The sequence below is a fragment of the Dysgonomonas sp. 521 genome (assembly GCF_010501055.1).
Classification (GTDB): Bacteria; Bacteroidota; Bacteroidia; order Bacteroidales; family Dysgonomonadaceae; genus Dysgonomonas.
This window is the reverse complement of sequence record NZ_QVMO01000030.1, coordinates 27,719-50,060: the sequence shown is the minus strand read 5'-3', so window position 1 is coordinate 50,060 and position 22,342 is coordinate 27,719. Positions and strand designations below refer to the sequence as shown.

Here is a 22,342-nt window from a genome sequence, read left to right as displayed (position 1 = left end):
TTTGGGTGGATATCTGCCGGAATGGCAGATTTTTAGAACCGATTTCTAATGGATTTAGAACCGGATTACTGGGTGGGGATGCTCCGGATTATGCAAAATCCTGTTATTTTATTTTTTTTAATTATCTTATTATAAGAGGCATTTTTGTAAGCAGTAGTAAAAAGGTAACAATGAAAAACAATTAAAAAGGTGTCACCTTTGTCACTTTTTATCAGTTACAGATTGATTATGAGCGATGTATATTTTTACAAACTGTCACTTTCTTATTAAATTCATGAAATGGTAATAACTAACTATAACCTGCTTTGGTTGATAAAAGTCTGATATGCTTCAATAATAAAGTGGCTAATAATAAAAAGAAAAGTGTATTTTTGTATTCCAAAGCAAAAACTTATAAAGTATAATTCATTATTAAGGTTTATGATTGATAAAATAAACAAACTGTTGGCGGAAATAGAGGGTGTGAAAGCCTCTAAAGCAGATGAAATAGAGGCGTTACGCATTAAATATTTAAGTAAAAAGGGTGAAGTGTCAGCTTTGATGAACGACTTCCGCAATGTGGCTGCTGAACAGAAACGTGAGGTAGGCATGAAGCTTAATGAGTTGAAAGAGAAGGCTCAGGAACGAATTAATCAATTGAAGGAATCATTGGAAAATTCGCAAACTTCGGATGAGGCGATAGACCTCACTCGTACGGCTGCCCCTATTGAACTTGGTACGCGCCACCCTTTGTCAATCGTAAAAAAAGAGATTTGTGATATATTCCGCCGTTTAGGCTTTTCTATTGCCGAAGGTCCTGAAATAGAAGATGACTGGCATGTTTTTTCTTCGCTTAATTTTGCCGAAGACCATCCGGCACGGGATATGCAGGACACGTTTTTCATCGCGCGCAATCCGGAAATCGTACTGCGTACACATACATCGTCGGTGCAAACCCGTGTAATGGAAAAGCAGCAACCGCCAATACGTATTATCTGTCCGGGACGTGTATATCGTAACGAGGCAATATCATACCGTGCACATTGTTTCTTCCATCAGGTCGAAGCTTTATATATAGATAAGAATGTATCATTTGCCGATTTGAAACAAGCGCTTTTGTTCGTAGCGAAAGAATTGTTTGGATCAGATACGAAGATACGTTTACGCCCTTCCTATTTCCCGTTTACAGAACCTAGTGCCGAAATGGACATATCCTGCAATATCTGTGGAGGTAAGGGCTGTCCTTTCTGTAAACATACAGGCTGGGTAGAGATTCTGGGTTGTGGTATGGTTGACCCTAACGTATTGGATAATTGTGGTATCGACAGTAAGGTTTATACAGGTTATGCACTGGGTATGGGTGTGGAACGCATAACGAACCTGAAATATAGGGTAAAGGACTTACGTATGTTCTCCGAGAATGATAAACGTTTCTTAGATCAGTTTGAGAGTGCGTATTAAGTATTTCTCCTGTTTAACTAATAGTCTTGAAGACAGTAAAATAGCTTTTGCGTGGCTTAAATAAACACTTTTAAGTAAAAAATACTTAGCGATATATTTGCATTATATATAAAACTATTTTACCTTTGCATTCGCATTTAAGAAAAAAATGGCTCTGTAGCTCAACTGAATAGAGCATCTGACTACGGATCAGAAGGTTACAGGTTTGAATCCTGTCAGAGTCACGCTGAGGATAAGAGGTTTACAAGAAATTGTAAGCCTCTTTTGTTTGGTGGAATTTACGGTGGCTCAGCCGATTTTCGGATCCCCATTGTTTTTGGCTGGGAACTTTCCAACCCGGAGGACAGGGGTCATTATCGGTTCTTTTTTGTATATATCTGTCCGTACCATCACCCCACAGCGTATTTAACGAAGGGTCGCGCCAATTGACAACTGTAGCAATAAACTTCCCGAATTTATCACTAGTTGAAGCTACCTGACCGTTTGTATCCAAATCAGTCCCGTGAGCTATGTCATTATTCCGCTGGTGCGTTTTTCGTGTCCGTCATCTATACGCCCCCATTGATACAAATCGCCCATGCAGTTGCAGGGATCGGTACTATCCTCTGCACCGAACAACTTTCTGAAAACAATATTCAGTACACATTCAGCCATAACGGAATAGAAGCAACATTCCAAGTGAAGGAAGGAGGTTCGCTATGAGAGGTAAACTTCTACTGAAGCAGATAGAACAGGCATGTCTTGAAAATAGACTTGATTACCGTGATTTGATAGATTTAGGGCTTGATATGCAACGGAAAGCCATTGATGAACAATCAGAGAGGGTTCAACGAATATGCAAACAATTTGAAAAACAGAAGACAAAGCACAATGATCCTTTTGAAAATGTCAAAGTTGGACAAATTGGCAGAATTATTAAAACAAATTGGAATTAGGAAACATTTTTTTGAGGAATCGCCCTGGGTTGTGATAATCCGGGGCTTTCTTTTTATGAAAAAAAAGTAGAAAAACATCTGAAAACTTGAATAATAATGAAAACATTATTATATTTGTATAGTCAAATATAAAGAGCTATTTAACATGTTGAACCGAGAACTGAAAAAAGAGAAAAAGCATCTCAAAAAAGAGCTTATATTCCTTCTCTCTTACTACAAGGAAGTATCTAACAGGTCTGAAAAGTTGAAAGAATACTTCGATGAACAGATAGAGATAATAACGGAAAAACTAAAAGAAATTGGTCATTAACAAAATCCCCTCTTATACAAAGAGGGGATAAAAAACAGAAATCTTATGAAAAATGAAATAAATAAACTAAAAGAAGCATTTGTCCAAGCATCTACAGATAAAGAACATGAAGCTATTGAGGTACAAATGCAGAAATTGATAGATAAGGATCCTGATGCCTTTGCTCAAGGAATGGTAGATTCAGCCAAAGATACAGCGGAAAAAGCTACAGAACTGGCTATGAGGCAAAAATTGCAGGATATAATTCCGGCCGTGTCGCTGGTTTATATTGCCAAAACATATTTCAATAAAACGGATGCATGGCTATATCAGCGCATTAATGGTAATACGGTAAACGGAAAGCCGGCTAAATTCACTCCGGATGAAATAGATAAATTGAAATATGCCCTGGATGATTTATCAAAAAAAATAGGCTCGGTAAGCATTTCTTTGTAAATAGCTTATATTTGACACTCAAGCCCTGCATAGAGCCGTGCGGGGCTTAACAAAAGCATATTCGACACAACTCAAGCGATAATAACTGACAAGCCGGGAGAGCGTTGTCGCAAGGGTACACACTAAGGATAATCTGCAAAGATCGACTCTCTGATGGTGTGTGAAGCTCATACAAGTATAGCTTGTATGGTAAGCCGGATTCCTGATAAAGTCAGTGTTGGTCGAATATTTAGCCTGGATCATTATGATTCAGGCTTTTTTATGTCCTTTCATCGCACTAAAATTCGCACAAACTTTGCTGTAGGGAACGGCGAAAACCTTTAACAGAGTAGCCAATATATAAATACATACAGATATGTTTATATTAAGAAGAATTACAAGTGAAGGTTTAGAGTTGAATACATGTTTAGGTATTGAATATGTATTAGTACTGGAAGAAAGGAATGAGAGCGAGTTCAAAAAACGAACTAATATCTCTATGTAGGAGTGATAGGATTACTTGTATCTATCATCATAATCGGGATACGTGTGTATGTGATGAAAAAGAAAGCAGTCCTTAGGGATATGGAAATAGTACAAATGGAAAAAGATGAGATAGAAATGCAGATGAACCTAAAAAAAGAGCAGGCGAAACGCATAGAACTCGAAAAGTATGAAGCACTTCTGGAAGTACATTTCAAAGATATGGAAATAGAAGGGAAAGAATCTGAACTGGAAGAGCTTAAGCATAATAAACAAATGCTTGACAAACAAATTGAATCATATGGTAATAAACTTACCCTTAGATTTATCGTGTGGTATCCGTATAGTAATGAGTATAATTGGTTCAAAATGGAAACCATGCCTGATAGATGCTCTGCGAGATTCTCCCAAACGTCCCAGTGAGCTTCATCGCGAAATACCCGATGCTGTTTCACGCGTTCTAAATCAAAACCTGAGAGAACTGGAGGAACATGGCATTATCGAGAAAAAGATATTTGCAGAGCTTCCTCCTCATAGTGAATACTATTTGACTGATTTAGAAAAAAGCATATTGCCGATTATAGACAGTATGGATGATTGGGGAGAAAAACATCGGCCAATACTTGAGAAATTGGTACTTTAACGATACCCAAAATGAAATCAATTCCATTATCGGAAAAGACACAGGGGCTTGTCTACGAATGATATGTAAAGCCCAGTGCAAGATGCAAGTATCTATTAGATAGACTTGCACCATGCACTGAGAATAAATACCTGATATACAACATGGTTATATATCAGATTTTGATTTTCTAATTTATGCTCGCAAACGATCCATATACAAATATTCATGTATAGCAATGTATACGGTTGATTTTAGCATTTTACCTGCATAAATCTCATTTCATTTCCCTGATACAACCACTGTATAACAGTTTTTTGACACACTCTCCTTTTATTATCATTATCTGCCATCCGGTTATTTTATCGGATTGTAAATCCTGATAGTAGTCCTTCGGGGGTTGCAACCCCGAAGGACGAAGACGCGGTGTGCCGTGTCTCTATCTTGATCGTTTTTTTATTGGGCAACGCATCGCACAGAGAGGCCAGTAGTACGCACTTCGCTGATCATGTTCAAGCTAGATTTGAAGAAGCTAATGGTGTGACATTGACCGGCGCCACCAAAAGGACCATCCGTTAGGATATTGGTACTACTCCAGTAGGAACCGCTCCAGCCCCGATCTAACAACTTGCCTTCTGGAACGTAATCGTTGCCGGTAGCACGGTAGCCAGCAGCCGGAAGGAACAGGGCGTCGCCGACTTTCCTGCCTACATCGTAGTTGGTAGGGTCATCCTTCCAGTCACTACCTATTACGGTTTGTGTGTTGTTGCTTGTATTTTTCACCTGCTCCCATTCGTCATGGGTAGGCAAGCGCCATCCGGTGGGGCAGGGATTATTGGCGGCCGACCAATCGGCTTTGGTTGTGGTCTCCACAGGTTTGCTGTTCCAGCCTGTAACTTCTCCGCTGTTTGCTTGGTCTTCTGCCATCGTCAGAGAAGGAAGCTTAGCCCCGAAGCGGTGTTTTGCTCCGTGGATGCCTGCGGCAGGTGTTAATGGATCGAGTGTTTGGTCGGCGCCCAAATTGTGCGACATAAATGTAAGCCAAACGCCACCATCGATAGCCGCTCCGCTGCATGCACAGTCTTGAAACGAGGCGGTCAGTTTTATGGCTTTGTCCTCACCTGTGCCATCGGCGTTATCGTTGTAAATGGCATAGATATCTACTTTTTTGGCTTGCCCGCGGCTTAAGCCTCGCAATATACTGGTGCTTGAGTTTAAATCCGATTTGTAGGTTACAGTAGCTATTACGGTACCAGGCGCGGTTACAGTCCCCTTAATACCTCCACTTATGCTTGCCACTATTATACCTGTGGGATCAATAAAGGCAAAGCGTACATTGCTTACTGTACCTTCGGGGGTAAATACATATTCTTTTATACCCGAATAGGTAATGGTATTGTCGCCTATTGTATAGTTTGCATCGGAAACCGAAGTCGCGTCTTTCTTTTTATCACTTATTGTTTGAATTGCGAAATTGGTTTTTTCAGCTTTACGGGCTGTTACTTTATCGCCCGTTTCGGCAATATCGAAACATGTTTTTCCCGTGAGAGTACCCTCGCCTGTCTCATAGTCATCGGGATTTAAAGGTGGGGTGGCATCAGCACACATACTTATCCACTGTACGCCATCCCATGTTTCCACACAGTTGTTTGTCATATTAAAGATGGTAAGCCCCAGTCCCGTTCCTGTCTTGTTTTCTTGAAATTTATCCGAATCTTCGAGTTCCTGACGCTGTGTGGCAGTGAGTTGCGGCAGGCGCAAGCCTCCCTTGTCGTTCGAGAATATCTCCAGTACAGAAAAATTCTGCGGAGGGGTATTTCCCCCTATGCTTACCTGCGCACGGGCAGTGAGCCCTACCGCAAGAAGTAATATAATTGATATTAATATTTTTTTCATATTATCTAAATATCTGATTATTATGCTTTATTACATTGAGAAACACTGTGTAAACATTGAGGTTCACAGAGTTTTTTTCTCTCAGTCTTTCTCGTGGTTTCTTTGTGAATCTCAGTATCATGTTTTGTTCTCTTAAAGTATTATTTGGTTCAAAACTTTACAGCGCTACCCCCTTGGGCCGCTCATTAATCTGCTACGCAACGAATTGAGTGAGCGATTACGCGATGATGTATATTGCCAGGAGCTATGTCCGAACTCCAGAAGGACAAACCATACGCGTTAATTCCGCTAACCGTACTGCTCCAATATTTCCCAAAAGTATCAACGTCATCCAGCTCTCCTGAATGGTAATGGCGCATACCGCCGACAGGTAAATACAGAGCATTACCCACTTTGTAACCCTTGTCTGTCCATGTCCACGTATTGGCGGTCGCGGCATCGGGAGTTCCATTTCCGGATGCTTTATAGATAGATTGCCATTGTTTCTGGGTGGGTACTTTCCATCCGTCAGGGCAGGGGTCGTTAATCCCCCTAGACGCGGTTTCATCCTGTGTACCATTGCCCCATCGGGCTTCATTTCCGCCACCGTAAAGCCAGTCGAATGGAGAATACCCGTTATAAATGAATTTGCCCACCACAGTGGCAGGAACCGTAGCGGCAATATTGGTAGCCAGAATGTCGGTAACCCCGCTAGAGCGTTTCTCATGCCCGTCGGCAAGGCGTCCCCATTGGTACAAATCGCCATGCAAGGTCTCATTAGGCGTAAATGGGTCGAGAGACTGGTCGGTTCCCAGATTGAAGCACTGGAATTGCAGCCAGGATGGGTCTCCGTCCGGCGATGGTATTGTTTTTTCTTCGCTGGTGTATGCTCCACAACCGGTAGTTACCCGCACATAGAGTTGGTGTTCTACTTCATCTATGGTTACAGTTATCGGTATGTCGAATGCTTTTCCGGCATAGGCAGACGAAACTGTACCTTCTACACTTACGGGCAGTTCGCCGCTTCCGGTGGCCAATGTTGTAGCCGGGATGGTCACCTTCACACCGCTGACGTGGGTATAGTCCAATCCGTCGTAGCTCTTTCCTAGCCCCCTCGCATAACGAAATACCCCGGCAGACATACTGCTATGGTCTACATCCGTTCCACGGTTTTTGGTATCGCCCGTTCCGTTCACAAATGCACCGGAGCTATTTAGCCTTGTTGTTCCCGAATCGACATTATAAATTGGGTTAAACATTTTCGCACACACTCTTATCCACTTTTCGCCGTTCCATGTTTCCACACAGAAGTTAGTAGTATTGAAGATGGTAAGTCCTCTGGCCTTATCTGTTTTTGTCTGTTTAAAGGCTTCCGTTCCTTCAAGTTCCAGTCTCTCGCCGGTTGAGAGTTGCGGCAGGCGCAGCCCTCTTTTTTTGTTCGACAGTATCTCCAGTATGGAGAAATCATGCGGTGGGGTATTGCCCCCTATGGTTACCTGCGCACGGGCAGTGAGCGTCGCCATCGATAGAAATGCAAACAGGCAATATTGTAATATATTTTTGTTCATATCCGAAATTTAGTTTTAGTTGTATAGGGTATACCAGGGCATACCCTGTTTTAAGATTGATTAATTGTCTGCAACACAACGCACCGAACAACCGTACGCGCGCCAGGTGTCGCTACCCGGGCCGACAAGGCTACTGGTGAAGATCAGGTTGAACGAGTAGTTGGTGTAATCGCTACTTCTTGTACTACTCCAGTAGTAGCCTTTGTTGCCAACGAGGCTCAGCGAGCCGGTACCGCTGGAGCGGTAGCCGGCGGCGGGCAGATAAAGGGCGTCAGCGACCTTGTAACCACTGGTACTGCCTGTCTTGAATCCTCCCTGCGCTGTCCACGTACTGGAAGTCGAAGAGCTGGGTTTTCCGAAGTTTGTACCACCCTGATAGATAGCACTCCACTGTTTCTGGCTCGGGACCTTCCAACCTGTAGGACATGGATTATTGGCAGAATGTGTCCAGGTAGGATTATAAGCGTGTAGGCCATTCCCCCAAAGGTCATTTTTACGAGAATTGCGCCAGTCGTAATTGGCAGGCGATGCAGATAGGCTCTTGATAAACTTGCCGTATTTGTTAGTAACAGAAGATAATACCTGTCCGGCAGCATCCAATTCGGTTGCCTGGGCAATAGTATAGATAGTAGTCGCTGTGCCATTCGGCCATACATCCGTATCGGTGAGGTTACGCCTGAAATGTCCGGTAATAATACCATTGCCGTCCCTTTTGCGTCCCCACTGGTAAAGGTCTCCCAGGCAATTACACGGGTCGGTATCATTTTCAGCACCGAGGTTGACATGGGCAAAAGCCATTTTTACCGATGGCGCTTCGACTACACCGTTTTTATGCCCCCATACATAAATAGGCGACAATGTGCCTTTGGTAGCTTTCACTACCAGTACATCGTAGCCGACAGCTTGTACTGTTCTACCGTCAACTATCATCTGGCAGGTGATCTTTACGGTTTTCTTAAAGTTGCCCAAGTCGTCTTCTTCGAGGGCAATGTTGGCCGGTGGAGTATAGTTATAAGTAGCAGCAGTGGCTCCCGTTATCGTTTGGCCGTCTACCACCCACTGATACGAAGATGGGGTTTCTGTTGCATGTCCGGCATTCAGGTTCATGGTTTGATAGGTAAACATATAGTCGATGCAACTGGTTACCGTAGCAGCAGCATCCACAACAGGAGTCCCACACATACTTATCCACTGTGCGCCATTCCATGTTTCCACACAGTTGGTTGTTGTGTTAAAGATGGTGAGGCCTTTGGCTTCATCCGTCTTTCTTCGTATAAAGGCATCTGAACCTTCGAGATCTGCTCTTTTCAGAGACGACAAATGCGGCAGGCGCAAGCCTTTATCTTTATTGGAGATAAGCTCCAGAGCCGAAAACTCTTCGGGCTCTGTAATATCTCCGATAGTTACCTGAGCCCTTATTAGGGGACTGGTTAGTAACATAAAAAAAAGCAGCATTGGCCATAGCCTTCGTTTGCTTGGTTTTGTGCAGGTTGATTTCATAGAAAAAATAAAATTTTAAGCCACCCCCTCCCAGACTTCCCTTTTGGGGATGAGACTGAAGAGATGGAAAGGTAAATAATTAATATGTTGTAAAAAAAATTGATATATTTGCAACTGTTTGTATCCTATACTGCTCCTACTGTCGCCAACATAGGGCGTGAGGGGTAAAAAGAGCCACAGCGACTTCTCCCAAGCGGCTGTGGCCATGAAAACAACCGGGCGATTATAGCCCGACACAAATACCTTATTTCCAGCATTTACCGCTGATATAAAGAAGCAGCTGTCCGCAGAGGAATCAAAAACCGAGAATAGGGTGTATATTCGGACATGCTGCTTCAAAGTGTGTCTGCAAAGTATAAAATAACATGTAATAGCTGATAAGTCCCAGAGACCCCATTCTCCGGCATTATCCTTTATCCGTTGATTACCGCAAAAAGCAACTGCCCGGGGAATAGTTTTGCCCCGGACAGGCTTGAAAGTATATAATTGAAGTGCGAAGGTTGGAGCCCCCTGTGCCTTGCCTTGCGGCCGGCATATCCTTTTCCTACCTCCGGAAGGAAAGGAAAAAGGGGTAATGTTTACGGGGAGGCACCGTCTTACTACTCTCTCGAGCGGCAGGCGGCTTAATGAAGACAAATAAGACAACATTATTGAAAAAGACAAACAAGACAATAATATGTTTTCCCTCCCCGGAAGTTTCATATCTTCTACTCTGGCCGTACTGTTGCCGGCCTCGCGTATACCAATGCTGCGGCAGTGGGCGAAAGCCTCCGCCGGCAGCTTTTCTATATCGTGTAATCCTTTTTTGACAAACAGTTTTATCTTCATTCTTTTTATCAGTCTTTATCTTGCTTTTTCTATCCGTCACTTTCTAAGTGACAGACAGATGAAATGAGTGCCCGAAACCTCCTGATTACAACGGGGATAAAGAGATGCAAAAGAGATATAGGAAATATTTGTACAACATTTGTCAAACAGGCAACTTGCCTACAAGAAGTCGCTGTAGGGAAAACAGTCCTGTTTATCAACAAATTGCATAGCCTTAACAGCGAATATTTCTTGTTTTTTCCATCTCGGTTTTGTCAAACATTTGTCAAACATTCCGGATATGAAAGCGTATATGACTAATAAACAAGCATTAAACAGTAACAAATATGGCTGAATTATTATATGCCAGTGAACACCTGGACTGCCCTAATTACGACAACCGGCAACGTCCGGCCATAGAAATGATTTCCCACAAGCAGGGAGATAGCTTTCAGGTGCAGCCTTGGGTTCATAAACTGATTTTTGTATTGGAGGGAGAGATGCGATGCTCTACCGCCCTGGCCGACTATTACCCTGTGCGCATGGGGCAGATACTTTTTCTTCCGGCCAACAGGAGCCTGTCGTGTAATATTGCAAAAGACACGCACATAGCTGTCATACGCCTGTATGATAAGATACAGTTTTGTGATTGCTTCGGGCTGGAAAACCTGAAAGCTATTGATAACCTGCATAACAACAAGAGTAGAGAGCTGTACACAAAGGCTGGCGCACAAGCCTCTCCTTACCTGCTAGAGGCGAAACCGGTAATGAAACGCTACCTGGAGATGCTTACCCTGTGCCACAGAGCAGGGCTTAAATGCCGTTACTACAATGAGGGTAAGGTGCGCGAACTGATGTTTATCCTGCGGGCATTCTATCCCAAAGAGCAGCTGGCACGCTTTTTTGCTCCGGCACTGACTACTGATACCTACTTCTCACAATTTGTCATGAGCAATTATACCCGGTACACCAACCTGGCCGGCTTGGCACAGGCCATGGGGTATACGGTTTCCGGATTTGAGAAAAAATTCCGGAAAGTATTCCAATGTGCTCCCTATGCATGGATGCGCCGGCAAAAAGCAGAGGAAGCCTATCACAGCATCAAAACGAGTGATTTGAGTCTCAAGCAAATAAGTACAGAGTTTGGATTTAGTTCACATCCGGCATTTATTAAATTCATAAGGCAGAATTTTGGGCAAACTCCTGGGCAAATTAGAAAAAAAAATAATAATGGCGTAAATGGATAAAATTTAGATTTAAATGAATACCCCCTTGTAAGGGAAAAATAATGTAAATTTGTGGGCAACAAAATAGGACTGTTTTTCTACTGCTATCTGTCACTTAGAAAGTGACGGACTTTTTTTTAAGTTGAACCATTCAGATACAAAAGTAGAAAAAATATCGAATACAGCCTGTTATTAATCAACACTTTAACATTTTCGAGAATTTCTCAGTTCCAAGCTTCAAGTTGTTGAATTCCGATATAAAACATTTATAATAAACAATATATAAACAGTAAATCTTTCACAGACTACATCATTTTTTTAACATTTAAGACAGGGCTGGCACGTGATCGAACGGCGGCATATATCATCTCGTTGGCCATATCCAGGCGCGAACGTTCCAGGCTGGCCAGATAGGTGTACGTCGTCTTCTCATTGCTATGCCCCAAGCCTTCGCTTATGACCCACAGGGGCAGGTTTTCACTTTTGGCTATCGAAGCCCAGCTATGGCGTGAAACATGGGTCGACAACTTCATGGTAATGCCTGCCCTATGAGCCAGCTCTTTCAGGCGACGGTTTTGTGCGCGTAGCCCTGTTTCATATTGCAGGCGATCTCCAGAGCCGGATGTCTTGATTACAGGAAACGAGTAAGGCGAACTGCTTACTTCGCTGCGAAAGCTATCCAGTATAGACCGTAAGAAGGGAGTGAGTTTGACTTCTATCAGGCTTCCCGTCTTCTTGCGGTAGTAGCGGATGACTCCATCCCTGATGTTGTCTTTGCGCAGGTATGCCATATCTACGAAGCACATACCCCGGGCATGGAAACAGAAGGTAAAATATCGCCAGGCTGTGTATAGCTTCGCTTCCTGAGAGGTACTGGGAGAAATCCCTTGTGCCAGATAGCGGTAATAAGGCAGTTCCAGCAAGTTTTTCATCTGGGTAGTATCCAGCGCCCTTTTGGCCGTCTTGTGAAAACCTGTAAAAACGCCGCTGAAGGGCTTCTTATGCCCCGAAACCAGCTTCTCTTCTACAGCCTTGTTGAAGATTGCACGCAAGTTGCGCATATAGAAGGAAATGGTGTTTGGGGTTTTGCCTGAAACCTTCAGGTGGTCTTCAAAGGCTTTGATTAGAACGGGAGTAATATCTGCAAAACGGATGTCGCGCTTGCCGATAAAACCCAATAGCCTCTTCATGGACGAACGGTAGGCACGGGCGGTACGCTCACGCCCCGAGGCAGCCAGTTGGAGCGAAAGGCGGCGGGCATAATCTACCAGACTGTCTTTATTATATCTGGGAGGACAGAGCAGGCTGGCTATTTCCTGGATGGTGTAATATGCCTGCCCGGACAGTTTTTCATTTATCTGCCCAAACAACTCCTGTGTTTGCCGGATATACAGAGAGGTGTCCTCCAAAACCTGGAGGCGGGCAGCATCGCTACTGCCTGTTACTGATTGTAAGGATGCATTCCATTCGTCCGGATACAGACAATATGGACTGCCAATGGTTTTACTTTTGCGCCGATGTACCAGGCGCAGGCATAAGCGGCCGGGGAAGGTACTTCCACGGCTCGATGCCCGAAGGTAAAAGGTCAGACTAGACATAGTTGTTTTCTTCTTTGTGATTAGTTTGATGAATTGATTCCTACTCTCAAAAAACAAATATAACGACTCTGGAAAATTTATAAAAGAAATAAATAAAATATATATGATTTTTTAGAAACTGTTTAGTGCCTGAAGTCATCTTGACTTTGCTGGTTTGATAATAAAGTGAAACAGCGTTCGGTGTTAGCCTATTGCAAATAGGCAGGGTGAAGCAGAGGTTAATATCTCTTTAGAGATGAGATACTTCCCGTCGTCAGCATGACAAATGTGTATAAAAATAAAAAGTCAAGATGGGCACTCTGTTTAAATTTTGTATATTCGCCGAATCAATGAGGCAATCGAAATATTTGCCCAAGCTTCAATTACATACCGTAGCCGAAGATTGTGGCTTTTATATTAAAGAATCATCATAATGCTCGGGCCGACGCGAAAGTTTGCGCTGAAATGGCATTGCAATTATTTTAACATTTTGCTTATCATGGATGAAAAGGTAAGAATAATATTCGAGTTCGAAAAGAAGGCGATTAATCATAAAATCCCGGTAAGGCTGGTAAAGAAACTATCCGGACGCATCGGGATGGACGAAATTCATGAAATTACCTATCTGATCCAGAGTAGTAATAAAGGGAAACAACAGCTATACAACCTTATTTTCGATGAAGATGATACTGTTGTGGGGAATGCTTTGTGGATAATGACACATTTCTCGCTGTATGAGAATAAGTGGTTATACCAAAAGCAAGACGAAATGATAGACAAGCTGTTGGTTACCAAACATCCTACCCATCTAAGATTGCTGCTTCATCTGCTTTACAGGCAACCGTTAGCAAATCCGCCCCGTGTAGACTTTCTCGATTATTGTCTGGAAGAAATGATTGCAATGAAAGAAGCTCCTGGTACTACCACCCTTTGTATGAAATTGGCTTACGAAATGTGCAGGATGATTCCCGAACTTTTGCAGGAATACCGTGTGGCATTGGATATGATAGAGCCTGCGCAACTCCCTCCTTCGTTAAAAACTTCACGAAAGAATATACTGAAAGCGTTGCTGAAAGGAAAAAGTTTACAAGTTATCAGTAACTGTTAAGTGTTTCACCGAAAGAATATAATGGAGAATGATTCTCTATTATCCACCTTATTCTTAATATGAGAGGCAGGAATGGTCAATAATCTTAGTTCCTATACTGAAATTGGAAGCAGGCTCTTTAATCTAAACCATAGTATCATTTGTTTATATTCTTTATACAATTCTTCATATTACATACATCACATTTATAAGCCCTTTTTTTCACATCTTTTCCTATAGCGATAATTCCATTTACTGATTTTATAGGCAGCATCATACATGAATCGGTAAGCTGTATTCCTGATATATTTGAGGGTAGGATAGAGAATAACTTACTTTGTTCACCCAATGACCAGTCGCAATAACCCGGACTATAATTATTGCTGATTTTCAAATTCAACGGCAGCATTTCTTGCTCAATTTCGTTCATTAGGTTGGTTACTACTCCTTCTGCAAGAATAGAACCAAGAGAGTTGGCGACAAATTCTTTTACAATGTCACCTTCACGATTAATCTTATTCAGCCAGCTGTCAAATTCTATACCCAATGTGGCTGTAAATATAGCAATCTGTTCGGCTTCTTTCATGGCAGATGCAATAATAGCACCTGTATTGAAAATTGTATCTTTTATTTTCACTTTATCTTTTTCATAGCGTCCTCCTTTGCAAATCAGATAACTACAACGCGGATTGCAGAAATTACAGATTTCTGTAAACATTTCATCTACGATGTCTAATATATACACCGGAGGAGTATGGATGCCATACCCCATCAGTATATATAATTCGTTTTCGTCCAGAAATACACTGTTTATGCGCACGTTATAATAATTTAGCGATTGTATCATCTGTTTCGATTAAATTCGGATAAAGCTTCATAGAATGCTTCGATATTTTCGTGTGGAGTATGTGGCGGCACATCGCACCCCGAAGATAAAATGAAGTTAGGATAATCGCCTGTAGCATTTAGCAGATCGAATGTTGCTTTCTTTATTTCGGCAACAGTAGCTGATTTAAATAATGTAACAGGGTCGAGATTGCCCATAGCTAAAGTTCCGGCAGGGCATTCTTTTGCGGCATCCACCATATTTATTTTATTCCCGAAGTGAAATCCCTTGGCACCGGTTTCTATCATAGCTGGTGTGCAATGTCCTGTGTTTCCGCAATTATGCAAGACGACAATGAATTCACTATTCTGAACTTCGTCTACAATCTGTTTTACATAGAAGGAAGAAAACTCACTGCATCCTTCCCCCGAAAGTAGTCCTGCGGCTGGTTCTGCAATGATAACACCTTGTACACCCTGTTTCTTTATCTCCTTACAGTAATCGATAAGGAAAGAAGTGCATTTGTCTAATAGTAGTTTCGCAGTATCAGGTTCACAATAGCAAGCTATCATTATTTCCGACATGTCATATAATCTGCCCGCCAAAGAAAAAGGGCCTATAATACCTCCAAATACAGGCTTGTCAAGATTGTCTGCAGCTAATTTGTTTGCAAGTATATATGCTGGTATACGTCCGGCTGATAAACCGGGAATGTGCAGACTGGCAACATCCTCATAAGACGATAGCAATCTTCCTGTGACAGTTGGTATTTCATCTTCGGGAATAACAACTGTAGCCCCAAAAGCTTCGGCTTCTACAGTCAGGTCCATTATAGTAGTGTATGCTGCCGAGGGGTATCTTTCATCCAGCGCTTTTATCGCCTCGAAGTGAACTTTTCCATCGCTGACAACTTCCGATACTTTTGCATTTATCAATTCTATTCCCGGATGTGTCATAATTGGTATTGCAGTTCTCTTCGAGTCGTTTATAATACCGCTAATCCAGATTTGCATATCTATGTTTTTCATCTGCGTATATTATTATATCCCTAATAATTCTTTCGCTTTTGTTATTGCCGAATTAGCGCTATCACTAAATCCGTCAGCTCCTATTTCCATCGCAAAATTTTCGCTTACAGGAGCTCCTCCCACCATTACTTTAACCTTATCCCGTAATCCGGCTTTTTCCAGATCATCGATCACTGTTTTCATATATGGCATAGTAGTAGTCAGCAAGGCACTCAGTCCTAATATATCTGCATTATGCTCTTTTATTGCATCTATAAACTTACCGGAATCTACGTCTATACCAACGTCTATAACTTCAAATCCACATCCTTCAAACATAGATGCAACGAGGTTCTTTCCTATATCATGCAAGTCTCCTTTTACTGTACCTATTATTACTTTCCCTATTGTGGCGGAAGCTCCACTTTGTTTGAGTATCGGTTGTAGCAGATTTAGTGAAGATTTCATAGCCCTGCCTGCCATTAATAGCTCGGGAACAAAAGCTTCTTGTTTTTCAAAACGGTCGCCAACTTCCTCCATCGCTTTGATCATATAATCTTCGATAAGTGTTTTGGGCAGAATGTTCTCTGCTATTGCTGCTTCAGTAATAGCAACGGCATCATTTTGCTTTCCTTTCAGGATAGCTTCATATAATAAATCCAGATTTGCCATTTTATATTAGTTTTAGCTATTTAAAATATCTTTTATTTGCTCTTTCAATTCCGATTGTTGCGAAAGGCTAAGATTTCTATACTCACAGTCATTTAAATGAGTATTGTCTTTTTCTACAATAATGAGTTCAGCACCTTTCTTCATGGCGATATTATGCCACACCCCTTCAGGTAAATTATAAACAATCCCTGGTTTCATCAGAATATTATGAAAACTGATTATATCGTCTTGCTGTATATTGGCAGCAATCAGTACTGCTGTTCCATGTATAAGTATAAAAACCTCGTCTGTACTCTTATGCACTTCTATCCTGTCTATCTCATCTGGTCCGTGTCCGCGAAGCGGATTCAGCTTTGCAACTTGCCATCCATCTCTTATAAAGAAAGGATTGTAGCCAATTTCTTCATGTATATATTCTTCAATCAGTTTCATGAGCCTGGTTTCTTAGTTTTATTACTTCTTCATACGATCCATATTTACGTCCGGCTGCAATAAATGCAGACAGATTAACAGAAGGTGTATTGCGCCCCAAGGCACATCCCGAACTGATAAACAAGCCTTTTCCTTTTGTTGCGTCCATCACTTTTCTTACAGCCAGATCGATATCATCGGGAGTACCGAATACCAACGGATCACTTGGATTTACATTCCCCATCAGTACAGTAGACTCGGGCAGTACCTTCCGGGCATATGCAAGATCAAGTTTCCAGTCTATTTCTATTATTTGGGCTCCGGTATGTCCCATATCTTCAATTATTTTATTTGTGTCGCCACAAATATGCAGAGACATTGGGATACCATAGTCCTGTACTTCCTTTATCAGTTTTTTTTCCGGTTCATAAGCAAATTGCCTGTACATATCCGGAGAAATAAGATTAGGCCCTGCCAGTGCATCTCCAATTGAAGTTGCATGTGCGCCGGCATCCTTCTGAGCTTTCGCAAATATGGCGCTCGCTTTGCAGCAATAATCTATTACATCGTGGATCACCAGTTCATCTTCTGTATACAGATCCATCATAAAGCGGGTAGTACCCCGCAGCAGGCAGGCAATACTGAAGGGACCCTGATCGGCACGTCCCATGACAAATACATGGTCTCCGATAGCTTCCGTCAATCTGGTGGTTGCTTCGAGCCAGATATTCAAACGGCCTGATTTATCAGGGTCCGGCAATTCCAGATCGTAGATATCCCGCAGATTCTTTAATACTGGTTCTTCTTCGTTTACAATAGCCGGCTCATCGTCACGGAATATAACTTTTGCACCTATTGCTTCGGCAATAGTAGCATCATCAAAGTCTATGACACAACCGTCATAGCCATATTTTTCCTGTGAGATGATATGTGCTTCCGCCATCTTAGCCCCATTCCAGTTCACATCTTTTATTTGCATGCCGGCGGTTTCTATTGCAAACATGAAGCTTTGTGGGATTATAGGAAGATAATCGGGCACTTCTCCGTTAAGAACGGCTAAACATCTTTCTAATGAATTCATTTCTTTCATAGTGTTTGTTGTTTATTTCTTTATGATATATATGGCCACAAATAAGATGTATATGAGGGCGCATAATGGAATAATCAAACTTATTTGCTGGGTTGAGGCATCAGCTAGGATACCCATCAGTGGGGGAATTAATGCTCCGCCAGATACTCCCATAATCATCATAGCAGATATTTCATCAGTATATTCCTTTTTATATTGCAATGCTGTGGAAAAAATTACAGGGAATATATTAGCACAGCCTAGTCCGATGGTAAACAAGCTTATATAAAGCATTGTAGTATTACTCGCTATGAGAAAAGCAAGGAAACTACCAATACCAATCACAAGCGAAACTATGAAGAATCTTTTTACAGGCAGTCTGCTTAATAAAACAGCTCCTCCGAATGTACCTATCGTACGGGCTATAAAATAAAGAGTACAGGCATACCCCCCTGTTTCGAGGGATAGCGCATAACTCTCCTGAAAATATTTTGGAACGGCTGTCATTAGCCCGACTTCGAATCCTACACTAAGCAGGATAGCTGTAAACAGGATCAGCAAATACTTATCCTTGAACAGGTTTAATATAGATCGTTTGTTGTTCGTCTCCGCAATTTTCTCTTCATGAATGGGAGTAAATACTAACCAAACAAATGATAGAGCTGTAACTACAGCATAGATAGGGAATATATATTGCCAGTTACCCAGACTGGCGGCTGCAAATCCGACCAATACAGGTCCTAGTGCCGATGATATAGCTTTTATAAACTGTCCCAAGGTAAGCATACTCGTTAGCTTATCGGCGCGTGAGACATTTGTTACCAGCGGATTGAGTGATACCTGCAATATTGTATTTCCAATGCCTAATAATGCAAAAGCAGTCAGTATAATAGGGAAAGAATAATTGAGTAGTGGTATCAACATACCTGCGGCTGTTATTATAGCACTTATCAGCACAGTCTTTTTACGTCCGATACGTCTCATCATAATCCCCACAGGCAACGAACAAACGGCAAACCATAGGAAAACAAGCATAGGTAATAGGTTGGCAGTTGTATCATTCAGAGTAAAATCTTTTTTGACATAGCTGACCGATATACCGACCACATCTACGAATCCCATTACAAAAAAGCTGAATAGCACAGGAAGCAGTTTTATTACAGAATATTGCGATTTAGTTTCCATTAAATCCAGATTTTAAAATTCCTAATATATTTTCTTTATCAGCTTTCATTACAAATCGTAGGTCACCACCTTTCATTATTTCATCATGGGTGATATACAAACGGTTCAGCTGTTTACCTTTTAACCAGACTTCGGAAACAATGTAGTTTCCTGTTGAAAGATTATCTGCTTTTATTCTGAACAGCTTTCCATTAGGCAAATCGATCGCAGTATGATTACCTATCATTGTATTTGTCTCCTTTCCCCATAGCCCCCAGCGCGGCAGATATTTATTTGCCTCCATAGGATTATTGGGATTCCCCAACGGAACTGTTGCCCCTGGAAAGCAATATCCCTCATGCAACGTTCCGACAAAAGGATTCACCCACTTAGAAAGATCAACCTTTCCACGATTATCATTGGAGCGTGAGAATAGAAGATTAACAATACTTATTATCAATATGGTGTGTCTGACTCTCATCTTCTAAAATATTAGCTTGAATGTTTCGATAGACTTTTTACCCATGGGAAGAGTTATGGTCTTTCCCGATGTATTTACTAATCCTGTTTCATCTTCTATAAGATTTGTCCTTACCACCTTTTTCACTTCCCTTGGTAATGTGATCTGTACATTAGTGTCGCGTCCTTTCATTTCGGTAAGGCGGATGATAATATGATCGTCATTATCAGCCTTTTTGATAAGGCTTAGTGCAACAAACGGATCGGAGACAGTAAGGAAACTGTCCTTTTTGTCCAATATCCCTCCTTTGTTTTCTTTTTTGACTACTCGTAACGGATGATTGGCTGCTATACCAAACTGATAGCCGTTTTCCCAACCTTCGTTGTGTGACGATACAGAGAAGCTATAATGATGCGTCCCCGGCTGAGAATACCAATTCCCTTCGCCATGACAACTTTTATGTGATGAAAGCAAAATGCCTTGTAATACAGGATAATCTGCCTGTTCGCGCGATGGGTCGATATAATCGCCTACAGCTACACACGAAGACATAGTGAATCCGAAACCGTTTCCGTTGGCAGACATGAAATTCTGTATTTCGCGGGGATGCGATTCTTCTGGTAGGTTTGTATATGTACCTTCCCAGCCCCAGCCGCGGGGTATCTTTTTCAGATCGTCTGTTCCTACTTCCATTACCGCCATGGGTACTTCATAATTGATCTTCCTATCTTCCATCTTCAGAGGAAAGGCTATGCGATATTGACGGTTATGAGCTCCATTGAAATCAACAAGAGATATGTCAAAGTCTATTTTTTTATATTCATGATATATCCGGATTGTCTGAACTACTTTGGCATTTGTTGTTTGCTGCTCATTTTTGTATTCACTGAATAAAGGACCTGATGCGGTCTGTGCCCATATTGTAGATTTACTGCTTAGCGGAGTTAGGTCTCCGGCAGTCAGGCCTTTTATTTGCGTAAACTCACCTGCTCCATGTCCGGTATATCCTCCATCCAGAATATCACCTCCCTTAAACTTTGAAGTTTCCAGCAGTTCTTTTTGCAATTCTTTATCATATAAAGATTCAATTCCTCCATTCCCAAGAAGTATTTTATAATATTTATTCTCATAATAATTAGAAAGTTGATCTACTCCCGCAGGCAACTGAGTTGTGGCCTTTCCTTCCGAAATGGAATATGTTTTATAACCTATCGATGGAATATCACTGGCCTGGAATGCAATCATCGTTTCCCCATCTTTGATGACAATCTGAGAAGGAACAGCTTTTCCTTTTTCATCATTTATTACTACATTGCTCCCTAACGATTTATCCAACTCATAATAAGCTATATCGCTACGGTTCCATGTAAGGTCATTAAAAACTACAATATCATTCTGATTTGCTTTTACCTTCGAGGCGATGGAAGTCAAAGCATTATTTAACAGTTGTTCTCCCATATTGCGACTAATAGCCAGGCTGTCTTCGAATATTTTGTCTGTGATATCTCCGTTTTTGCCGCCCAACCCATGATCGGGATAGATAGACGCCATCCATGCCCTGTCGAAACTTGTCCGCGGATAACTGCTTACAGTATTATTCAGGATGGAATTAAACGTGGTAAATGTTTCTGCCGCAGGAAGTAAAACGCCCGCTTCCCTTTTGTGGGCTGTTGCCTGATAATGTGCCGGACCATGAATATAGAGCCACAGGTCGGGGCGTTCTCCTGAGATTTTTTCAAAAGAAGCGCTACCGTTATTGATAGTGTGGAAAAACTCTTCTGATGTGGAGTTTTTAAGTTTAGGCAATGGTATCTCCGACAATGCTGATATATTATTCCATTCATCGATCACTGTCCGGAAATTTACAGGCTTGGTAGCATCACAACTCATCAATACGGCATAGTGAGGCGGGATATTATGCTTTTTGTAATAATTACTCCACAATGCAGAACGATGATGTAAACGATTGAAAGCATGAACTGCACCATCATCAAAGAATTTCCATATCAGTGTAGCCCACCCGTAGTTTCCCGGCGTATAAGTAAATATTTTTGATCCGTCGGGACTATACCAGTCATAAAAGCCTTCGCCCATACGGCTGATAAAGAAATATTTTATGCCGCTTTTTGCGAAGATCTGAGGAACCTGTAACGAACGCCCCGGAACATCTATATTATTGGCTGTAAAATCATCACATCCAGGAAGATTCTCACGTATCCATTTTCGTCCGTAATATACCTGCCTGATCAGTTGTTCGCCTGTGGACAATCCTTCATATGGTTGATTGTATGTTGCACCCCATATAAAACGTCCTTCTTTGTAGCGTTGCATAATTTCACTTTTGCGGTTCGGGTATTTTTCGAGGAATTCCATCAGATTTAATGTCTGTTCCATCTCGAAGGTAAATTTGTCGTCTTCTTTCATTATATCCAAAGCTGGTATAATAATGTCTTCAATACGCTCCTCACGGCAATATTCCGGTGTATTCATCCATGCAATGTCCTGATGAGATGATTGAATGATATGTATCGTCCCGTTCTGAAAATATCCCCAGTCTTTTGGTATCATAGCTGAAACGACCTGCTTATTAATAGGTTTTCCTTTAATGTCAAGAAATTCCAGCACATTTGTATCTCCGATAAGCGGAAGCCATACCAGAACACTGTCTGCAGATGAGGTCGAGGTAGCTTTGATCTCTTTCCTGTCGAGTAATATCTTTAATGCTTTTATCTGGTCTGATTTTATATATGACAGAATTTTTAGAGACCCGTCTCGTTTTTCATACTGTATCGGCTCAACATTCTTTATGGTAAAAGAACTTTGTTGGGATTTTAGTCCGGCTGATGCCAATAACATCAATACTATAATAAATTTCCAGTTCATAATATA

The 22,342-nt window shown here is 41.7% G+C and carries 22 protein-coding genes, 1 tRNA gene and 1 pseudogene; 10 read left to right on the top strand and 14 right to left on the bottom strand.

Annotated features, from left to right (window positions below; all coding sequences use genetic code 11):
- The 3 genes from D0T84_RS22560 to D0T84_RS10180 form a co-directional block, all read left to right on the top strand.
- Positions 1 to 185: hypothetical protein (locus tag D0T84_RS22560; RefSeq protein ID WP_221413129.1), on the top strand; the 185-nt coding region annotated here is incomplete at its 5' end.
- A 235-nt stretch (positions 186 to 420) separates the two neighbouring features.
- Entirely contained in the window at positions 421 to 1,440 is a 1,020-nt protein-coding gene (pheS, locus tag D0T84_RS10185) for a phenylalanine--tRNA ligase subunit alpha (RefSeq protein WP_163307775.1), read from the top strand.
- A 150-nt stretch (positions 1,441 to 1,590) separates the two neighbouring features.
- Positions 1,591 to 1,664 (top strand) — tRNA-Arg (locus tag D0T84_RS10180).
- A gap of 17 nt (positions 1,665 to 1,681) precedes the next feature.
- Here D0T84_RS10180 and D0T84_RS10175 read toward each other — a convergent pair.
- Both D0T84_RS10175 and D0T84_RS10170 read right to left on the bottom strand, forming a co-directional pair.
- Positions 1,682 to 1,933 carry a hypothetical protein gene (locus D0T84_RS10175; protein WP_163307774.1) on the bottom strand — a complete coding sequence of 84 codons (252 nt, stop codon included), beginning with the start codon at positions 1,931 to 1,933 and terminating at the stop codon, positions 1,682 to 1,684.
- Positions 1,934 to 1,947: 14 nt separating this feature from the next.
- A complete protein-coding gene (locus D0T84_RS10170) occupies positions 1,948 to 2,094 on the bottom strand; it encodes a hypothetical protein (RefSeq protein WP_163307773.1) in 147 nt (48 codons plus the stop codon).
- 44 nt (positions 2,095 to 2,138) lie between these two features.
- Here D0T84_RS10170 and D0T84_RS10165 point away from each other — a divergent pair, with 44 nt between their 5' ends.
- From D0T84_RS10165 to D0T84_RS10150, 5 genes are all read left to right on the top strand, one after another.
- On the top strand, positions 2,139 to 2,375 hold the full coding sequence (locus D0T84_RS10165; RefSeq protein ID WP_163307772.1) for a hypothetical protein: 237 nt from the start codon (positions 2,139 to 2,141) through the stop codon (positions 2,373 to 2,375).
- 145 nt (positions 2,376 to 2,520) lie between these two features.
- Complete coding sequence (locus D0T84_RS10160) at positions 2,521 to 2,685, top strand: hypothetical protein (protein WP_163307771.1); 165 nt, start codon at positions 2,521 to 2,523, stop codon at positions 2,683 to 2,685.
- Between the two features lie 45 nt (positions 2,686 to 2,730).
- Positions 2,731 to 3,120: a DUF5053 domain-containing protein gene (locus tag D0T84_RS10155; protein WP_163307770.1), complete on the top strand. Its 390-nt coding sequence runs from the start codon at positions 2,731 to 2,733 to the stop codon at positions 3,118 to 3,120.
- A gap of 486 nt (positions 3,121 to 3,606) precedes the next feature.
- Positions 3,607 to 4,005 carry a hypothetical protein gene (locus D0T84_RS23285; protein WP_370525487.1) on the top strand — a complete coding sequence of 133 codons (399 nt, stop codon included), beginning with the start codon at positions 3,607 to 3,609 and terminating at the stop codon, positions 4,003 to 4,005.
- On the top strand, positions 3,932 to 4,225 hold the full coding sequence (locus D0T84_RS10150) for a winged helix-turn-helix transcriptional regulator (protein ID WP_370525486.1): 294 nt from the start codon (positions 3,932 to 3,934) through the stop codon (positions 4,223 to 4,225). The genes D0T84_RS23285 and D0T84_RS10150 overlap by 74 nt, the downstream gene beginning before the upstream one ends.
- 435 nt (positions 4,226 to 4,660) lie before the next feature.
- On the opposite strand, the gene D0T84_RS10145 is transcribed toward D0T84_RS10150, so the two are convergent.
- The 3 genes from D0T84_RS10145 to D0T84_RS10135 all read right to left on the bottom strand — a co-directional run bounded on the left by D0T84_RS10145 (position 4,661) and on the right by D0T84_RS10135 (position 9,147).
- A complete protein-coding gene (locus tag D0T84_RS10145; RefSeq protein ID WP_163307768.1) occupies positions 4,661 to 6,100 on the bottom strand; it encodes an FISUMP domain-containing protein in 1,440 nt (479 codons plus the stop codon).
- 185 nt (positions 6,101 to 6,285) lie between these two features.
- Complete coding sequence (locus D0T84_RS10140; protein WP_163307767.1) at positions 6,286 to 7,647, bottom strand: FISUMP domain-containing protein; 1,362 nt, start codon at positions 7,645 to 7,647, stop codon at positions 6,286 to 6,288.
- A gap of 60 nt (positions 7,648 to 7,707) precedes the next feature.
- A complete protein-coding gene (locus D0T84_RS10135) occupies positions 7,708 to 9,147 on the bottom strand; it encodes an FISUMP domain-containing protein (RefSeq protein ID WP_163307766.1) in 1,440 nt (479 codons plus the stop codon).
- 1,154 nt (positions 9,148 to 10,301) lie between these two features.
- On the opposite strand from D0T84_RS10135, the gene D0T84_RS10130 reads away from it, so the two are divergent.
- Positions 10,302 to 11,201, top strand: a complete 900-nt coding sequence (locus D0T84_RS10130) for a helix-turn-helix transcriptional regulator (protein ID WP_163307765.1) — start codon at positions 10,302 to 10,304, stop codon at positions 11,199 to 11,201.
- Between the two features lie 284 nt (positions 11,202 to 11,485).
- On the opposite strand, the gene D0T84_RS10125 is transcribed toward D0T84_RS10130, so the two are convergent.
- The gene (locus tag D0T84_RS10125) at positions 11,486 to 12,778 is read right to left on the bottom strand and encodes a site-specific integrase (RefSeq protein WP_163307764.1); all 1,293 of its coding nucleotides are present in this window, start codon (positions 12,776 to 12,778) and stop codon (positions 11,486 to 11,488) included.
- 478 nt (positions 12,779 to 13,256) lie between these two features.
- Between D0T84_RS10125 and D0T84_RS10120 the strand changes: the two genes are divergently transcribed.
- Complete coding sequence (locus tag D0T84_RS10120) at positions 13,257 to 13,865, top strand: hypothetical protein (RefSeq protein ID WP_163307763.1); 609 nt, start codon at positions 13,257 to 13,259, stop codon at positions 13,863 to 13,865.
- 136 nt (positions 13,866 to 14,001) lie between these two features.
- On the opposite strand, the gene D0T84_RS10115 is transcribed toward D0T84_RS10120, so the two are convergent.
- The 8 genes and pseudogenes from D0T84_RS10115 to D0T84_RS10080 all read right to left on the bottom strand — a co-directional run bounded on the left by D0T84_RS10115 (position 14,002) and on the right by D0T84_RS10080 (position 22,336).
- Positions 14,002 to 14,691, bottom strand: a complete 690-nt coding sequence (locus D0T84_RS10115) for a vitamin B12 dependent-methionine synthase activation domain-containing protein (protein ID WP_163307762.1) — start codon at positions 14,689 to 14,691, stop codon at positions 14,002 to 14,004.
- Positions 14,688 to 15,698, bottom strand: a complete 1,011-nt coding sequence (locus tag D0T84_RS10110) for a uroporphyrinogen decarboxylase family protein (protein WP_163307761.1) — start codon at positions 15,696 to 15,698, stop codon at positions 14,688 to 14,690. Before D0T84_RS10110 ends, D0T84_RS10115 begins: the two co-directional genes overlap by 4 nt.
- A 12-nt stretch (positions 15,699 to 15,710) precedes the next feature.
- A pseudogene (locus tag D0T84_RS10105) lies at positions 15,711 to 16,331 on the bottom strand (corrinoid protein); the annotation flags it as partial.
- 30 nt (positions 16,332 to 16,361) lie between these two features.
- Positions 16,362 to 16,781, bottom strand: coding sequence for a hypothetical protein (locus tag D0T84_RS10100; RefSeq protein ID WP_255495300.1), 420 nt, complete (start codon positions 16,779 to 16,781; stop codon positions 16,362 to 16,364).
- Positions 16,768 to 17,850: a uroporphyrinogen decarboxylase family protein gene (locus tag D0T84_RS10095; RefSeq protein WP_163307759.1), complete on the bottom strand. Its 1,083-nt coding sequence runs from the start codon at positions 17,848 to 17,850 to the stop codon at positions 16,768 to 16,770. The genes D0T84_RS10100 and D0T84_RS10095 overlap by 14 nt, the downstream gene beginning before the upstream one ends.
- A 12-nt stretch (positions 17,851 to 17,862) precedes the next feature.
- Positions 17,863 to 19,014 (bottom strand): sugar MFS transporter, encoded by a 1,152-nt coding sequence (locus D0T84_RS10090; RefSeq protein WP_163307758.1) that lies wholly within the window; start codon positions 19,012 to 19,014, stop codon positions 17,863 to 17,865.
- A complete protein-coding gene (locus tag D0T84_RS10085) occupies positions 19,004 to 19,474 on the bottom strand; it encodes a glycoside hydrolase domain-containing protein (protein ID WP_163307757.1) in 471 nt (156 codons plus the stop codon). Before D0T84_RS10085 ends, D0T84_RS10090 begins: the two co-directional genes overlap by 11 nt.
- A gap of 3 nt (positions 19,475 to 19,477) precedes the next feature.
- Positions 19,478 to 22,336 (bottom strand): glycosyl hydrolase-related protein, encoded by a 2,859-nt coding sequence (locus D0T84_RS10080; RefSeq protein ID WP_163307756.1) that lies wholly within the window; start codon positions 22,334 to 22,336, stop codon positions 19,478 to 19,480.
- Positions 22,337 to 22,342: the final 6 nt, after the last annotated feature.